The sequence below is a fragment of the Pseudomonas sp. LBUM1647 genome (assembly GCF_059716175.1).
In genome coordinates, this window is the sequence record NZ_CP166809.1 from 2,288,303 (window position 1) to 2,304,246 (window position 15,944).

The following is a 15,944-nucleotide window of genomic DNA, read 5'->3' on the forward strand; positions in this document are numbered from 1 at the left end:
ATGGCAAAAACTATCGACGACAAACTGGTGCTGGCGATTTCTTCGCGTGCGCTGTTCGATCTGAGCGAAAGCCACAAGGTCTATCTGTCGAGCGGTGTCGAGGCCTATCGGCAATATCAGATCGAACACGAAGACGAAATCCTCGAGCCCGGTGATGCATTCCCGTTGGTACAAAAACTCCTCAACTTGAACACCAGCCTCGGCCGCGCCCGGGTCGAGGTGATCCTGGTGTCGCGCAACAGTGCCGACACCGGCCTGCGGGTTTTCAATTCGATCCACCACTATGGCCTGGCGATTTCCCGTGCGGCGTTTGTCGGCGGACGCAGTCCTTATCCGTACCTCAAGGCGTTTGGCTGCGACCTGTTTCTCTCGACGCATGCCGAAGACGTGCGCAGTGCACTGGATGCCGGGTTCGCTGCGGCGACCATTCTGTCGGGTGGCGCCAGCCGTGCAGCCAGTGATGAACTGCGCATTGCTTTCGATGGTGACGCGGTGCTGTTTTCCGACGAATCGGAGCGCGTTTATCAGTCCGGTGGTCTGGAAGCGTTTCAGGCCAGCGAGCGTGAAGCCGCCCGCGAGCCTTTGCGTGGTGGGCCGTTCAATGGTTTCCTCGCCGCCCTCAATCTGTTGCAACGAGAATTCCCGGAAGACGCTTGTCCGATTCGCACCGCCTTGGTGACGGCGCGGTCGGCGCCCGCCCACGAGCGAGTGATCCGGACCTTGCGCGAATGGGACATTCGTCTGGACGAGTCGCTGTTTCTCGGCGGCCTGACCAAGTCGGCGTTTCTCGAAGCCTTTGCTGCTGACGTGTTTTTCGACGATCAGGCTGGTCATTGCGAGTTGGCCCGCGAGGTGGTCGCCACCGGCCACGTGCCGCATGGCATAAGCAACGAGCTAAAGGTTTAAGCCCACGGTTCAACGCGTTACGCGGGACGTCGTACTCGCCAAGGCACTGCTAAGCTGAATCAATCTCCGCCATGTTGGCACTCGAGGAGGTCATATGATTCATTCGATGCTGTACGCCACTGACCTCGGCCTGTACGCACCTTTGGTAATGCAGCATGCCTTGGCGCTGGCGCGCACATTCAATGCCGATCTCTACGTGGTGCATGCCGTTGAACCGATGGGGCTGTTTGCCGAGTCGGTGCTTCAGAGTTACCTCGATGAGCAGTCGTTGAACGAGTTTCACAGCCAAGGCTTGAACACGGTGATTGCCAACATCGAGCAGCGGGTACTCGACAGCTTTCGTGAAGAATTGGGGGATGAAGGGTCGCAGGACCTGGAGCGGATCAAAGCAGTGCGGGTGCTTCAGGGCGATCCGTCACAGGTGATTCTCGACCAGGCGCAGAAACTCTCCGTGGATTTGTTGATCGTAGGTAGTCATAGCCATGGTGCTGGCGCGGAAACGCCTTTGGGCCGGACTGCAGCGCGGGTGCTGCAACTGTCTCGGGTACCGGTCTATCTGGTGCCGCTGGTGGAACGTCGTCGCCAAGGGGATCGGTAGTGTCCTGCCTCGCAAATACTGTTCCTCTTTTAACGGCGTCTGTTTCTGCCATGCTGCGTTGCCGCTCCTCGCCATAGCGGGCTATGACTCGTCGCGGCGCCTTGCCTGGCAGCAACAGCCACTCGTCAAAAGAGGAACGTATTCACGAGGCAGGACACCAGAACACGAATAGTGGCAGTTTGATAAAAAAGTTCTAGATTTATTCTTCAAACCATTAATATAGTTATATACCGTCGCTGATGCCCGTGGCGTCTACCTGCTTTGAGGGATTCATATGAAGCTTCAACAATTGCGCTACATCTGGGAAGTGGCGCACCACGACCTCAACGTTTCCGCTACAGCCCAAAGCCTTTACACGTCGCAACCGGGCATCAGTAAGCAGATCCGTCTGCTGGAAGACGAATTGGGGGTTGAGGTTTTCGCTCGCAGCGGCAAGCACCTGACCCGCGTCACCCCGGCCGGCGAGCGCATTATCACCACCGCCGGCGAGATCCTGCGCAAGGTTGAAAGCATCAAGCAGATCGCCCAGGAATTCTCCAACGAGAAGAAAGGCACCCTGTCGATCGCCACCACGCACACCCAGGCGCGTTATGCGTTGCCACCGGTGATCAGCAATTTCATCAAGCAGTACCCGGACGTTGCCCTGCATATGCACCAGGGTTCGCCGATGCAGATCGCTGAAATGGCCGCTGACGGCACCGTCGATTTCGCCATCGCCACCGAAGCGCTGGAGCTGTTCGGTGATCTTGTGATGATGCCGTGCTATCGCTGGAACCGCTGCGTGGTCGTGCCTCAGGGCCACCCGCTGACCAAGCTATCGAAGCTGACCCTCGAAGCCCTGGCCGAATACCCGATCGTGACGTACGTATTCGGTTTCACCGGTCGCTCGAAACTCGACGAAGCTTTCAGTCATCGCGGCCTGACGCCGAAAGTGGTGTTTACCGCCGCCGACGCCGACGTGATCAAGACTTACGTTCGCCTGGGTCTGGGCGTGGGTATCGTGGCGAAAATGGCGGTCGATGCCAAACTCGATAGCGACCTGGTCATGCTTGATGCCAGCGATTTGTTCGAATCCAGCATTACTAAAATCGGTTTCCGTCGCGGCACCTTCCTGCGTGGCTTCATGTGCGACTTCATCGAGAAGTTCGCCCCGCACCTGACCCGCGAAGTCATGGCCAAGGCCATCCAGTGCCACAACAAGCAGGAACTGGAAGAGCTGTTCGACGGCGTCGAACTGCCGGTGCATTGATCTCCCGCGTTAGACCACCTCGGTAACAGAAAACTGTTGCCGAGCGCCCGCCACCAGAATCTCCACCTCGTCCCCTTCGAACTTGCCCAGCAGACTCTTGCCCAGCGGTGAGCGAGGGGTGATGACGGTAATCCATTGCCCCACCACGTCGACCTTCAAACCCGCTGCGTCGGGGGCCAGAAACAACCATTGCTCACGACCCTTTTCATCTTCCAGACCGAGCAGGGCACCGACTTCGATACCGCGTTGATCGTCGTAAGGCCGCAGCGTCAGGTTCTGGCAAAGCGTCAGTGACTGCCTGATTTCTTCCACTCGTTTGGCTTGCCCGGCTGCCAGATAAGACGCCTCCAGACCCAGCGTGTCGTACTTGTTCTCAGCGATGTTTTCTTCGTGGGTCGCGGTTTCGTAAGCGGTTTGAGCGGCACGCTCGGCTATGTCGAGGTCGATCCGCAGCTTGTCGAGAATCAGTTGGTGGACGGTCGGCTTGTGCATAGAGAGCTTCTTGATCAATCGCAGAATTGCTGGACGTTGGCGCGGCTTTTTTCGCTTGGTGCAGTCTTGTCCTGTTGCAACCAGAACTGGCATTTGGGGTTCGATAAATTGCGGTTGTTGCTGCGCGCCTGATCAAGCCTTTGCTGCTGCTCGTTCTTGCGCAGGTTCTCTTCGTACTGTTCGAACAACGGACTCTGCGGTGGAATATCCGGTGCCGGTTGCACCACCACCGGTGGCTTGGCCAGTTGCTGCACGGCTTCAGCCACGGGCGCCAGCTGTTCGCTGAACAACAGTCGGGAGGCGAGCCAGCACGTCAGCGCGATCGCGATAAACCCCAGCCACACACCCAGGGCAATGCTGCCGGTCAGTTGCAAGGCGTTGAGCTGGATCGGCAACGGGCGGCGCGGGTTGGGACGGTAGGGCATGGCTGCCTCCTGGCGGGTGGTCGCGGGCGAGTGGCGATTGTCGCATGAAGATTAATCGCCGTCGGCTCTTCTGCACGGGGTAATTTATGAGGACAATCGGTGCCTTTGCCAACGGAAGCCTGGAATGCCTGAAATGAAAGCCCGCTGGGATATTTTCTGTGCGGTGGTCGACAACTTTGGTGACATCGGCGTGACCTGGCGTCTGGCCAGACAACTGGTGGCCGAACACTCGGTGATGGTGCGTTTGTGGGTCGATGATCTGCGGGCCTTCGAACGCTTGTGCCCTGAAGTTGACATAAACGCCTCACAGCAATGGCAGCAGGGCGTCGAAGTGCGTCAGTGGACGGCCGACTGGCAGCCCACTGAAGCCGCTGATGTGGTGATCGCCGCGTTCGCCTGCCAATTGCCGAGCGCTTACATGGAGGCCATGGCCGAGCGGGAAAAACCGCCGCTGTGGATGAATCTCGACTATCTGAGTGCCGAGGACTGGATCGTCGGCTGCCACGGCTTGCCGTCGGTGAAATATAAGAGCGTACAAAAATTCTTTTTCTTCCCTGGGTTTCAGAAGGGCACCGGTGGCTTGCTGCGTGAAAGCGGATTGCTTGAGCGTCGTCAGCAGTTTCAGCAAAACCCCGAAGCCCAGCGAGAATTCTTGCAAGGCTTAGGGATTGATCGTGCGCAAGGTGCGCAGTTGATCTCGCTATTTGCCTACGAAAATAATGGGCTGACCAGCTGGCTCGATGCAATGGCTGCCGACTCGACGCCCACTCATCTGCTGGTGCCCGAAGGTCGGATTCTTGGGGATGTCGAACGTTGGCTCGGTGTGGACGGTCTAGCTGCCGGCGCACTGCATGTGCGCGGTGAATTGACCGTGCAAGTGCTGCCGTTCGTCCGACAGGATCAATATGACCTGTTGCTGTGGTGCTGCGATTTCAATGCCGTGCGCGGCGAAGATTCCTTTGTCCGCGCCCAATGGGCGGGCCGGCCACTGCTCTGGCACATCTATCAGCAGGACGAAGACATCCATCTGGACAAGCTCGACGCCTTCCTCGCTCTGTACACAAAAAGCCTGTCCGAGCCTGCCCGCGAGGCGATCAGCGGTCTTTGGCGGGCGTGGAATGCGGGTGACAATATGACCGGGCACTGGCAATCGACCCGAAAACACTGGCCAGAACTGCAAAAACACGCCGAAGCGTGGTGTCTGGAACAGGCTTTGCAGGCAGATCTTGCCGCAGCGCTGGTACAGTTTTATGTAAATTGGATATGATACGCGGCCTAGATTTTTGTAAATCCCATCCAAATTCGGATATTCGCAATGAAAACTGGTAAAGAACTGAAACCCGGTACCGTGATCCGTCTCGAAAACGATCCTTGGCTGGTTCAGAAAGCTGAATTCACCAAGTCTGGTCGTAACAGCGCGATCATGAAGACCAAGCTGAAAAACCTGCTGACCGGTTACAAGACCGAGATCGTTTACAGCGCCGACGACAAACTGGACGACGTAATCCTCGACCGCAAAGAAGCGACCCTGTCCTTCATCAGCGGCGACACCTACACGTTCATGGACACCACCGACTACACCATGTACGAGCTGAACGCTGAAGACATCGAAGCCGTTCTGCCTTTCGTTGAAGAAGGCATGACCGATGTTTGCGAAGCGATCTTCTTCGAAGAGCGTCTGGTTTCCGTAGAACTGCCGACCACCATCGTGCGCGTAGTTGACTACACCGAAGGTTCGGCTCGCGGCGACACTTCCGGCAAGGTGATGAAGCCTGCCAAGCTGAGCAACGGTACTGAGCTGCAAGTTGCTGACTTCATCGAAATCGGTGACAAGATCGAGATCGATACCCGCGAAGGCGGTTCCTACAAAGGCCGTGCTAAATAAGCACTGCTTCAGGAATGAAAAAGCCCGACCATTGAGTCGGGCTTTTTTGTGGCCGAAGATTAAGATCAAAAGATCGCAGCCTCGTTTCACTCGACAGCTCCTACAGGGGAATACAAAACCCATGTAGGAGCTGTCGAGTGAAACGAGGCTGCGATCTTTTGCTTTATTTCAGGTGTTGCTTCAGCTCTTCAGAGGCTTGCAACATCGCCGAGCGCACCGCAGGCACCTGGCTCACCACGTTAAGCAAACCATAGTCGTGGATCATGCCGTTGTAGCGCACTGCGGTGACCGGCACCCCAGCTTCGTCGAGTTTGCGGGCGTAGGCTTCGCCTTCATCGCGCAACACGTCGGCGCCAGCGGTCTGCACCAAGGCAGGTGGCAGGCCCTTGAGTTGCGCAGTGGTCGCCCGCAGCGGCGAGGCGTAGATCTCGTTACGCTGTTTGGCGTCGGTGGTGTAGTTGTCCCAGAACCACTTCATCATGTTTTTGGTGAGGAAGTGTCCCTCGGCAAACTGGTTGTAGGACGCCGTTTCGAAGCTGGCGTCAGTCACCGGCCACAGCAGCACCTGGAACCTGATCGCCGGCGTGCCCTTGTCTTTGGCCATCAGCGCAACCACGGCCGCCATGTTGCCGCCGACGCTGTTGCCGGCCACGGCCAGACGTTTGCCGTCGACGTTGATCTCTTTACCGTGTTCGGCCACCCATTTGGTTGCGGCGTAAGCCTGGTTGATCGCCACCGGGTAATGCGCTTCCGGTGACGGGGTGTAATTGACGAACACCGCTGCCGCCCCCGAACCGGTAACCAAGTCCCGAACCAGACGTTCATGGGTCGGGAAATCCCCCAGCACCCAGCCACCGCCGTGAAAGAACATGAACACTGGCAGCGGACCTTTGACCCCGGCCGGCCGGACGATGGTCAGGTTGAGCGGTTGGCCGTCGACTTGAATGGTTTTCTCGCTGACATCGGCTTTTGGCAGCGTCAGTTTCACCCCGGCCTGCGCGCCGACCAGCACGGCGCGGGCTTCGTTAGGCGTGAGTTGTTCCATCGGTTTGCCGGTGCCGGCATTCAGAACGTCGAGGAACGCCTGGGTGTTGTGTTCAACACCCTCACCTGCAAACGCGATGTTAATGGACAAAGCGAGAAGGGTACCGGTCAAGACTTTACTGAAAGTACGCATGTTCGTTTCCTGGTTCGGGCCTGGGAATCAGCGGTTAGACGGTAACGTGCAGGCGCACATCGACGTTGCCACGGGTGGCGTTGGAGTACGGGCAGACCTGGTGTGCAGCGTCGACCAGGCTTTGTGCATCGGCTTGTTCAAGATCCGGCAAGCTGATGTGCAGGTCGATGTCGAGGCCGAAACCGCCAGGGATCTGGCCGATGCCGACATGGGCGGTGATCGAAGCGTCATCCGGGATTTTGCGTTTGGTCTGACTGGCGACGAATTTCAGTGCGCCGATGAAACAGGCGGAGTAACCGGCGGCGAACAGTTGCTCAGGGTTGGTCGCTGCACCGCCGGCACCACCGAGTTCCTTCGGCGTGGCGAGTTTGACGTCGAGGATGTTGTCGCTGGAAACCGCACGACCGTCACGGCCGCCGGTGGAAGTTGCGATAGCGGTGTAGAGAGTTTGCATGGTGTGAGCCTCATTCGGGTTTGGGTATTTTGCGCTAAATGTTTGCGCGCTAAGTAAGTGCGGAATAAATGTAGCTCGTTAATATTTAGCGCGCAATATAAATTTCGAAGAGGTTGTTATTTGAGAGCTGGACGCTGATTGGATGTGCTGAGTTAGAGCGGTCGCGGCAGGATTTTCAGAGGAGGATTTTTTTGACGGGGTGGGGGCGAGGTGGGAGGGACACCACAAAACCAATGTGGGAGCGAGCTTGCTCGCGATGGCGGTGTGTCAGCTAACATCATTGCTGAATGTCGCACTGCAATCGCGAGCAAGCTCGCTCCCACAGGGGATTTGTGATGGTTCGGAGATCAGAGGCTGTCTTGCAGATTGCTGCGCAGCTCTTGAAGTTCGTTTTGCAGCTTCTGCAGATGCTCCAGCGTCTGACCGCTGGCGGCGAGTATGCACTGCGGAATGTCACGGGCTTTGTCCCGCAGCGCACGACCTTTTTCGGTCAGCTCGACAATCACCACCCGTTCGTCTTCCCGACTGCGGGTGCGACTGAGCAGGCCTTCGACTTCCAGGCGTTTCAGCAGCGGGGTCATTGAGCCAGGATCGGTCAGCAGTTGCGTGCTGATTTCGCCCACGGTCAATCCATCCTTTTGCCACAACACCATCATCGCCAAGTATTGCGGATAAGTCAGGCCCAGCGCTTGCAAGAGCGGCTTATAGACCTTGGTCATCAGCAGCGAAGTGGAATGCAGGGCGAAGCAGATCTGGTTGTCCAGCAGCAGCTCTTCGTAGTTATCCGGGGTGTTGCGCTCGGTGGTCATTTCGAAGCCTTGATCAGTGATCGTCATAAATCTAGCGGGCGAATCTTTAATGCACCAGACAATTCTAGCCTAGTGCCGGTCGAGGGTACTTTGCAGGGCCAGATCCCACGGCGGGATCGGGCTGAAGCGGGTTTTCAGGTATTCCAGCAACAAGCGGCTGCGGGGATTGGGTTGTTGCTCAAGACGCAAGGCATAAATGCCGGTCGTTTCCGGTGGTGGCAGGCCGTGTTCGCAGAACAGCGGAAGCAGTTCACCGCGTAACAGGTATTCGCTGGTCAACCAGGTTGGCAAGTGTGCGATACCCAGCCCGGCCAATGCGCCGCAGACTAAAGCCTCGGCGTTGTTGGCACTCATGCGGATGCGCGCAGGGCGGTGCAAGTGCATCTGCCCGTCCCGCTCGAAACGCCAGGCGAACGGCGGAGCCAAGCCATCCCAGTCGAGCCCATCATGCTCAATCAGCTGCACCGGATCGGTCGGCACACCACGCCGTTGCAAATACTCGGGGCTGGCACAGGCGATGCGCACCATGCTCGCCAGCGGCGTGGCCACCAGCCGGGTATCGGCCATTTGCCCGGCGCGCAGCACCAGATCGACTTTGCCCAGATTTAAACCCTGCATGTCGACGAAGCTGTCGATCAGGTGCAGTTGCACGTCGAGGCCGGGGTAGAGCATCAGAAAATCGGCAATCACCGGTGCCAGATGTCGCCGTCCGAATGCTGCCGGTGCATCGATCCGAATCAAGCCTTCAGGTGCGCTGCTCAAGGATACCGCCTCAGCCCGAGCCAGCCTCAGTTCAGCAACGATCCGCCGCGCGCGCTCGGCAAACGCCAAACCCGCCGGCGTAGCGCGCACTGCGTGGGTGCTGCGAATGAACAACTGACTGCCGACGGCGTTTTCCAGGCTGTCGATGCGCCGCGCCACTGCCGAAGGGGTCAGCGGGTGGCGGCGGGACGCGGCGGAAAAACTGCCGGTTTCCAGCACGTCGAGGAACAGACCCAGTTGTTCGGTCAATTGATTGGGGTTCATGGTGTCGTCTGCGCTTGTGCGAAGTTGGCACAGCCATTGTGCGTTGCTGTGCGTTTCCCCGCCAGCGCCGACTGCGTAGGATGAATAGCCTGACGTGAAGGGAAAATCGCCTGTGATTGAGTTTTTGATGTACCTGGTGTTTGGCGCCGCCCTGGGAACTCTCGGTGGGTTATTCGGCATTGGTGGTGGTTTGATCGCGATTCCGCTGCTGGGCGTGTTGTTCGGCCTCGATCAGCAGATTGCCCAAGGCACGGCGCTGGTGATGGTGGTGCCCAACGTGATGCTGGCGCTGTGGCGTTATCACCAGCGTAATCGCATTGAATTACGTCACGCGCTGCCATTGGCTTCGATGGGGTTCTGTTTTGCCTGGATCGGCTCGATCTGGGCGGTGGGTATTGATGCGCAAACCATGCGCGTCGGATTTGTCGCGTTCCTGATTGCCCTGTCGGCCTACAACCTGGTGCGAATGTTCGCTGCCAACGCGCCGGCGTCTGCGCAGATGAATTACTCATGGCCATGGCTGGGCGTGCTCGGCGCCGCCTCCGGCACCATGGGCGGGTTATTTGGCGTGGGTGGGGCGGTGGTGGCAACGCCGGTGCTGACCAGCCTGTTCGGCACCAGTCAGGTAGTTGCGCAGGGTTTGTCGCTGGCGCTGGCGTTGCCGAGCACGGGTGTCACGCTGGTGACTTACGCGGTGCACCATCAGGTGGACTGGATGATCGGTCTGCCCTTGGCGGTCGGTGGTCTGATGAGCATCAGCTGGGGCGTGAGGATCGCCCACGCACTGCCAGAGCGACTGTTGCGCGGGTTGTTCTGTGGGTTCCTGGTGTTCTGCGCGGTGATGCTCGCCCTTAAAGTTTGAAGCCTTCGACGATGTGTTCGGCCAGGCACTCAGTGATCGGCGAAGGGTTGTGCAGGTTGCGCACCAACATGATGCTGGCCTCGGGCAGAATCGGCAGGTCTTCGGCTTCACCGAGTATGCGCATGTCGGGCGTGATCAGGCTTTCGAGTTGCGCGGTGACGGCCAGTCCGGCGCTGACAACCGCCATGATCGCCGACAGGCTGTCGCTGTTGTACGCCACGCGGTAATCGCGACCCATGGCGTCCAGCGCATTGCAGGCCCATAAGCGGCAGAAACAATCACTGTTGAACATCGCCAGTGGCAGCGGTGTTTGCTCATGGGCGCTGAAGCATTGTGCCTCGGCCCAGACAAAATGCTCCTTGCGCAATAATTGGCCGATCTCGTTGCCCGGTTCGCGGGTGACGATGGTCAAGTCCAGGTCCTGGCGCAACAGCAATTGTTTTGATGATTCGCAGTGCACCTCGATCTGGATCAGCGGATACGTCTGGGCAAATCGCCGCAGAATCCCCGGCAAAAAACGCATCACGTAATCGTCCGGCGTTCCGATGCGCACCATGCCGACCATGTGCGGCTCGCGCAAGGTATTGAACACCTCACTGTGCAGCTTGAGGATGCGCCGGGCATAGCCGAGCAACACCTGGCCCTCCGCCGTCAGCCGCACCTGCCGTCCGTCGCGCTGGAACAATTGACGCTGCACCACATCCTCTTCCAGCCGCTTCATCTGCATGCTCACGGCGGACTGAGTGCGGTTGACCAACTCGCCGGCCCGGGTAAAACCGCCCTGGTCGGCAATGGCGACAAAGGTGCGCAGCACTTCGGTGTCGATACTCGGGTAGGCAGACATTCATCAATCTCCGAGATGTGTTACATCAGAAACATTCGTTGGATTGATCTTAGCCCCGGCGCGACACTTGAGCCATCCAAACGGAGGGTAACAAGATGAAAGGTCAAAAAGGTTATGTCGACGTAGAAAAACACTCGGTGCACCTGATCTCCGATTTGCTGCACAAATTCAATCGCTGGTACGAACTGCACCGTGAACGTGAAATGTTGGCGGGCATGAGTGATGAAGCGTTGAAGGATATCGGGCTCAGTCGTGCGGATGTCGAGCACGAGGCCATCCGCCCATTCTGGGATGACCCGATGCACAAATGAGTCATACACAACTACACAAACCGTCTCCCGGTGAGGTAGGTTGCGAGCAGACAAGGAGATGCTCATGCGCGCAACACTGTCCTTTTCCATCAAACAGGCTCGGCGTCTGGCGCTGGCCGCCCAAGGGTTCAACGGGCGCCAGCCGCCAGCCGCGATCAAACCGGTTCAGCTCAATCGGCTGATTGAACGGCTGGGCATTCTGCAGATCGATTCGGTCAATGCGTTGGTGCGTTCGCACTACCTTCCCTTGTTTTCCCGCCTCGGCAATTACTCATCCGACTTGCTCGACCAGGCTGCCTGGAGTTCGGGCCGGCGGCGCACGCTCTTCGAATATTGGGGGCATGAAGCCTCGTTGCTGCCCTTGTCGATGTACCCGTTGATGCGCTGGCGCATGCTGCGCGCGACCCGTGGCGAAGATATCTATCAGCAACTGGCACGTTTCGGGCGTGAGCAGCAGGACACGATCCGCCGGGTGCTGGCCTCTGTTCAGGAGCTGGGCGCGCTGGGTGCCGGAAGCCTGTCGACCCGTCAGGAACGGGCAGGGCCCTGGTGGGACTGGAGCGCGGAAAAGCATGCGCTGGAATGGTTGTTCGCCGCCGGTGAAGTGACCGTGGCCGGGCGGCGCGGGTTCGAGCGGCTTTATGATCTGCCGGAGCGGGTGATTCCTTCGGCGATTCTTGCGCAGCCGCTGCTGAGTGAGGCCGAGGCCCAACGCGGCCTGTTGCTGCATGCCGCGACAGCGTTGGGCGTCGGAACAGAAAAAGACCTGCGGGATTACTTTCGCTTGAGTCCCGGTGATGCCCGTCCGCGCCTGGCGGAACTGGTGGAGGCGGGTGAATTGCTGAGCTGTAAAGTCCAGGGCTGGCGGCAACCGGCCTATTGTCTGCCTGAGCCGAAAATGCCGCGCAAGGTCGAAACCAGCGCCTTGCTTTCACCCTTCGACTCACTGATCTGGGAGCGCAGTCGCACCGAGCGCCTGTTCGATTTTCGCTATCGGCTGGAGATCTATACGCCGCAGGACAAGCGGGTCTACGGCTACTACGTGTTGCCGTTTTTGCACAATGAACGGATTGCCGCTCGGGTGGATCTGCGCGCCGAGCGGGCGTTGGGCAGGCTGGCGGTGCACGCTGTGCATGAGGAAGAACCGGGGCTGGATGACGAGGGAATGCTGGCGTTGGCGGTCAATCTGCGGCGAATGGCGGATTGGCTGGGGCTTGAGCGGGTTCAGTTGAATTGTCCGCGGGCGAGTGCGGCGCGGTTGAGGGTGGCATTGGCACAGATTGGCGGTGACTGAGCGGACGCCTTCGCGAGCAGGCAGTCTCCCTTGTAGGAGCTGCCGAAGGCTGCGATCTTTTGGCGGTCTGGAATCAAAACAAGATCAAGATCAAAAGATCGCAGCCTGCGGCAGCTCCTACACTCAGCGCCGGACTTGCTTCAGGGTTTCAGCAATCAAAAACGCCAACTCCAGCGACTGATCAGCATTCATCCGCGGGTCGCAATGGGTGTGATACCGATCCGACAACCCGTCTTCCGTAATCGGCCGCGCACCACCAATGCATTCGGTGACATTCTGCCCGGTCATCTCGATGTGGATGCCGCCGGCATACGTGCCTTCCGCTTCATGAACCTGGAAGAACTGCTTCACTTCGCCAAGGATCTGCGCAAAGTCGCGGGTCTTGTAGCCGCTGCTGGCCTTGATGGTGTTGCCGTGCATCGGGTCGGAACTCCACAGCACTTGCTTGCCTTCGCGTTGCACGGCACGGATCAGTTGCGGCAGGTGATCGCCGACCTTGTTCGCACCCATCCGCGCAATCAGGTTCAGACGGCCCGGATCGTTATCCGGGTTGAGCACATCGATCAGGCGAATCAGGTCTTCGGGGTTCATGCTTGGGCCGACTTTGACCCCGATCGGATTGTTCACGCCACGCAGGAACTCGACGTGAGCGCCGTCGAGCTGACGGGTGCGGTCGCCGATCCACAGCATGTGCGCCGAGCAATCGTAATAATCGTTGGTCAGGCTGTCGCGACGCACGAAGGCTTCTTCGTAGTTCAGCAGGAGCGCTTCGTGGGCGGTGAAGAAACTGGTTTCGCGCAGTTGCGGCGAGCTGTCCATGCCGCAGGCGCGCATGAACGCCAGGGTTTCATCGATGCGATCGGCCAGGTGGCTGTACTTCTCGGCCAGCGCCGAGTTGGCGATGAAGTCCAGGTTCCACTTGTGCACCTGATGCAGGTCGGCAAAACCGCCCTGGGCGAAGGCGCGTAGCAGGTTCAGGGTCGCGGTGGACTGGTGGTAGGACTGGAGCAAGCGCTCCGGGTCCGGCACGCGACTTTTTTCGTCGAAGCCGATGCCGTTGACGATGTCGCCACGGTAGGCCGGCAGGGTCACGCCGTCGATGGTTTCGTCGTTGGCCGAACGTGGCTTGGCGAATTGCCCGGCCATGCGCCCGACCTTGACCACCGGGCAACCGGCGGCGAAGGTCATGACGATCGCCATTTGCAACAGGACTTTAAAGGTGTCGCGGATTTTCGCGGCGGAGAACTCGGCGAAGCTTTCGGCACAATCGCCGCCCTGCAGCAGAAACGCGCGGCCCTGGGTCACTTCGGCAAACTGACGGCGCAACTCCCGGGCTTCACCGGCAAACACCAGCGGCGGATAACTGGCCAGCGTTTGCTCGACGTGCAGCAAATGCGCTGCGTCGGGGTAATGGGGTTGTTGCTGGATCGGCAGGGCGCGCCAGCTGTCAGGGCTCCAGGGTTGGCTCATCACGTTCTCTAGTGTTTTACGCTCGGACTGTCATGTTATCAGCAATTAGTGCGTGACCTGTTCCCGTCGCTTCACGGACAATCGCGCTTTTGCCGCGCCACTCCGCGGTTTTAGTACGTTGCCGGGCACGGCGACGATCAGGAGACGAAATGACTGAGGAGCGCGTCGAGCATCTGCTCGCCGAGGTACAGGATGAGTTCGGCGTGATTCGCGTGCTGGAAGTGGCTGATTACCGTTTTCTCGAGTTCGGTGATGCCATCGAACAGAGCTGCGTGTTCACGGCTGACCCGAGCTGGCTCGAATACGATTACACCCGGGCGATGCTGATTGGCGCGTTGTGCCACGAGCAGCCGGAAAGCGCGCTGTTCCTCGGCCTCGGTGCCGGCACCCTGACCCAGGCCTGCCTCAAGTTCCTGCCGCTGGAAGACGTCGAAGCCATCGAGCTGCGCCCCGACGTACCGCGCCTGGCCATTGAATACCTTGGGCTGGATGACGATCCGCGGCTGTACATCCGGGTGGGCGATGCGCTGGAACTACTCGATACCGCTGAGCCGGCGGATCTGATTTTCGTCGACCTCTATACCGATGTCGGGCCGGGTGTCGGGCATCTGGCGTGGAATTTCCTGGAAAACTGTCAGAAACGCCTGAATCCGGGTGGTTGGCTGGTGATCAATCAGTGGGCCACCGATGATGGCAAACCATTGGGCGCCGCATTGTTTCGCGGGCTCTATCACCGGCATTACTGGGAACTGCCGGTGAAGGAGGGCAATGTGATTCTGCTCGTGCCTTCGGAGCTGGATCAGGAACTGGACATGGACGGCTTGACCGCCCGCGCCGAAGGGCTGGCGCCGCGTTTGGGGTATTCGTTGCAGTCATTGATCAAGGCAATCCGCCCGGCGACCTGATGCGATGAGGTCACCTGTGGCGAGGGGATTTATCCCCGTTGGGCTGCGAAGCAGCCCCAAAACCATTCAACCCGGCGGTAACTGCTAAACCGCATCAGCCTGATTTTACGACTGCTGCGCAGCCGAACGGGGATAAATCCCCTCGCCACAGGTGGGCAGTCAGCAGCCTTTGAAGACGCCGGGCCGCTTCTCGATCATCGACCGCACGCCTTCCTTGGCATCCTCGCTGGCCAGCAACTTCTTCACCAGCGGTGGCAATCCCTGCGCCGCCGCTGTTTCCCCTTCATAACGCGCCTGTCTTGCAGACATCAACGTCGCCTGAACCCCAAGCGGCGCCTGCCGGGCAATCCTCTCAGCCAACTCCATCGCCCTCGGCAGCAAATCCTCGCTCGCCATGACTTCCTGCACCAATCCCAGGTGCAACGCGTCATGGGCGTCGAATTCATCGCCGGTCAGCAACCAGCGCATGGCGTTGCCCCAGCCGGCGACCTGATGCAGGCGCAACGTGGCGCCGCCGAACGGGAAGATCCCGCGTTGCACCTCTTTCTGGGCGAAGCGGGTGTTGCTGGCGCACAGGTTGATATCGGCGGCCAGCATCAATTCGATACCGATGGTCAGGCAGTAGCCTTGCGCGGCGACAATCACCGGTTTGCTGACCCTGGGCCCGGCGAACACACCCCACGGATCACAGCCGCCGGGCGGCGCTTGCCAGCCTTCGGCCAGTGCCGCGCTGGCACTGACCAGATCCAGCCCTGCGGTGAAATGCTCACCATGTCCGAACACCACCGCCACCCGTGCCTCGCTGTCGGCCTCGAACTCGCCATAGGCCAGGCTCAGTTCATTGAGCAGGTCGAGATCGAAGGCGTTGCGTTTGGCCACCCGATCCAGGCCGATCATCAGGACATGACCGTGCCGTTCACGGCTCACACGACTGGAGCAGGGCTGATTCATGGTGCTTTTCCTCGGGCGGGAAGGGGGTGTCAGACGGCAGGTCTGCGTCACAAGGGTGAACCGTTTTAGCGCGATCGTCAGCAGGGCTGGGCCTTGGAAAAATAGACCGTTGCCCGATTATCCGCAAAGCGTGTGACAGAACGCTGTACACGGCAGTTTTCCGACAAATAAAGCTCCCTTTTTGAGCGAATTCCGGTATAGTGCGCGCCGGCCTTTAACCGGGCCGCGTTTAGGTAGCGCAATTTCCCGAAGTCAGCTTCGGCTGCACGTCCGCACAGCGGACTCT

The 15,944-nt window shown here is 59.1% G+C and carries 18 protein-coding genes; 9 read left to right on the forward strand and 9 right to left on the reverse strand.

Features of this window, described 5'->3' with window-relative positions:
* From ACA059_RS10395 to cysB, 3 genes are all read left to right on the forward strand, one after another.
* Positions 1-906, forward strand: coding sequence for a 5'-nucleotidase (locus ACA059_RS10395; protein ID WP_497633712.1), 906 nt, complete (start codon positions 1-3; stop codon positions 904-906).
* Between the two features lie 94 nt (positions 907-1,000).
* On the forward strand, positions 1,001-1,504 hold the full coding sequence (locus ACA059_RS10400) for a universal stress protein (RefSeq protein ID WP_123366214.1): 504 nt from the start codon (positions 1,001-1,003) through the stop codon (positions 1,502-1,504).
* A 274-nt stretch (positions 1,505-1,778) separates the two neighbouring features.
* The gene (gene cysB / locus ACA059_RS10405; RefSeq protein ID WP_008148549.1) at positions 1,779-2,753 is read left to right on the forward strand and encodes an HTH-type transcriptional regulator CysB; all 975 of its coding nucleotides are present in this window, start codon (positions 1,779-1,781) and stop codon (positions 2,751-2,753) included.
* A gap of 9 nt (positions 2,754-2,762) precedes the next feature.
* Here the strand turns inward: cysB and ACA059_RS10410 are convergent, their stop codons facing one another.
* Both ACA059_RS10410 and ACA059_RS10415 read right to left on the reverse strand, forming a co-directional pair.
* Positions 2,763-3,245, reverse strand: a complete 483-nt coding sequence (locus ACA059_RS10410) for a GreA/GreB family elongation factor (RefSeq protein WP_129436979.1) — start codon at positions 3,243-3,245, stop codon at positions 2,763-2,765.
* Positions 3,246-3,259: 14 nt separating this feature from the next.
* Positions 3,260-3,670: a hypothetical protein gene (locus ACA059_RS10415; protein WP_497633713.1), complete on the reverse strand. Its 411-nt coding sequence runs from the start codon at positions 3,668-3,670 to the stop codon at positions 3,260-3,262.
* 124 nt (positions 3,671-3,794) lie between these two features.
* Between ACA059_RS10415 and earP the strand changes: the two genes are divergently transcribed.
* Together earP and ACA059_RS10425 are read left to right on the forward strand one after the other, a co-directional pair.
* Complete coding sequence (gene earP, locus ACA059_RS10420) at positions 3,795-4,937, forward strand: elongation factor P maturation arginine rhamnosyltransferase EarP (protein WP_497633714.1); 1,143 nt, start codon at positions 3,795-3,797, stop codon at positions 4,935-4,937.
* Between the two features lie 48 nt (positions 4,938-4,985).
* Positions 4,986-5,555 (forward strand): elongation factor P, encoded by a 570-nt coding sequence (locus ACA059_RS10425; protein WP_028619992.1) that lies wholly within the window; start codon positions 4,986-4,988, stop codon positions 5,553-5,555.
* 163 nt (positions 5,556-5,718) lie between these two features.
* On the opposite strand, the gene ACA059_RS10430 is transcribed toward ACA059_RS10425, so the two are convergent.
* The 4 genes from ACA059_RS10430 to ACA059_RS10445 form a co-directional block, all read right to left on the reverse strand.
* Positions 5,719-6,732, reverse strand: coding sequence for an alpha/beta hydrolase (locus ACA059_RS10430; RefSeq protein ID WP_497633715.1), 1,014 nt, complete (start codon positions 6,730-6,732; stop codon positions 5,719-5,721).
* A gap of 34 nt (positions 6,733-6,766) precedes the next feature.
* Entirely contained in the window at positions 6,767-7,186 is a 420-nt protein-coding gene (locus ACA059_RS10435; protein ID WP_497633716.1) for an organic hydroperoxide resistance protein, read from the reverse strand.
* A 347-nt stretch (positions 7,187-7,533) separates the two neighbouring features.
* Complete coding sequence (locus ACA059_RS10440) at positions 7,534-7,995, reverse strand: MarR family winged helix-turn-helix transcriptional regulator (RefSeq protein WP_497634650.1); 462 nt, start codon at positions 7,993-7,995, stop codon at positions 7,534-7,536.
* A 69-nt stretch (positions 7,996-8,064) separates the two neighbouring features.
* Positions 8,065-9,021: a LysR family transcriptional regulator gene (locus tag ACA059_RS10445; protein ID WP_497633717.1), complete on the reverse strand. Its 957-nt coding sequence runs from the start codon at positions 9,019-9,021 to the stop codon at positions 8,065-8,067.
* A gap of 112 nt (positions 9,022-9,133) precedes the next feature.
* Between ACA059_RS10445 and ACA059_RS10450 the strand changes: the two genes are divergently transcribed.
* Positions 9,134-9,883 (forward strand): sulfite exporter TauE/SafE family protein, encoded by a 750-nt coding sequence (locus ACA059_RS10450; RefSeq protein ID WP_436274361.1) that lies wholly within the window; start codon positions 9,134-9,136, stop codon positions 9,881-9,883.
* Here ACA059_RS10450 and ACA059_RS10455 read toward each other — a convergent pair.
* Complete coding sequence (locus ACA059_RS10455; RefSeq protein ID WP_134099215.1) at positions 9,873-10,727, reverse strand: LysR substrate-binding domain-containing protein; 855 nt, start codon at positions 10,725-10,727, stop codon at positions 9,873-9,875. The genes ACA059_RS10450 and ACA059_RS10455 overlap by 11 nt on opposite strands.
* 95 nt (positions 10,728-10,822) lie before the next feature.
* On the opposite strand from ACA059_RS10455, the gene ACA059_RS10460 reads away from it, so the two are divergent.
* Both ACA059_RS10460 and ACA059_RS10465 read left to right on the forward strand, forming a co-directional pair.
* The gene (locus ACA059_RS10460; protein WP_074878333.1) at positions 10,823-11,038 is read left to right on the forward strand and encodes a DUF1127 domain-containing protein; all 216 of its coding nucleotides are present in this window, start codon (positions 10,823-10,825) and stop codon (positions 11,036-11,038) included.
* Between the two features lie 64 nt (positions 11,039-11,102).
* Positions 11,103-12,332 (forward strand): winged helix-turn-helix domain-containing protein, encoded by a 1,230-nt coding sequence (locus tag ACA059_RS10465; protein WP_497633718.1) that lies wholly within the window; start codon positions 11,103-11,105, stop codon positions 12,330-12,332.
* Between the two features lie 123 nt (positions 12,333-12,455).
* Here the strand turns inward: ACA059_RS10465 and ACA059_RS10470 are convergent, their stop codons facing one another.
* On the reverse strand, positions 12,456-13,802 hold the full coding sequence (locus ACA059_RS10470; RefSeq protein WP_008031425.1) for a class II 3-deoxy-7-phosphoheptulonate synthase: 1,347 nt from the start codon (positions 13,800-13,802) through the stop codon (positions 12,456-12,458).
* Between the two features lie 149 nt (positions 13,803-13,951).
* Here ACA059_RS10470 and ACA059_RS10475 point away from each other — a divergent pair, with 149 nt between their 5' ends.
* Positions 13,952-14,707, forward strand: coding sequence for a spermidine synthase (locus tag ACA059_RS10475; RefSeq protein ID WP_497633719.1), 756 nt, complete (start codon positions 13,952-13,954; stop codon positions 14,705-14,707).
* Between the two features lie 159 nt (positions 14,708-14,866).
* Here ACA059_RS10475 and ACA059_RS10480 read toward each other — a convergent pair whose 3' ends face one another.
* Complete coding sequence (locus tag ACA059_RS10480; protein ID WP_497633720.1) at positions 14,867-15,658, reverse strand: crotonase/enoyl-CoA hydratase family protein; 792 nt, start codon at positions 15,656-15,658, stop codon at positions 14,867-14,869.
* Between the last annotated feature and the right edge of the window lie 286 nt (positions 15,659-15,944).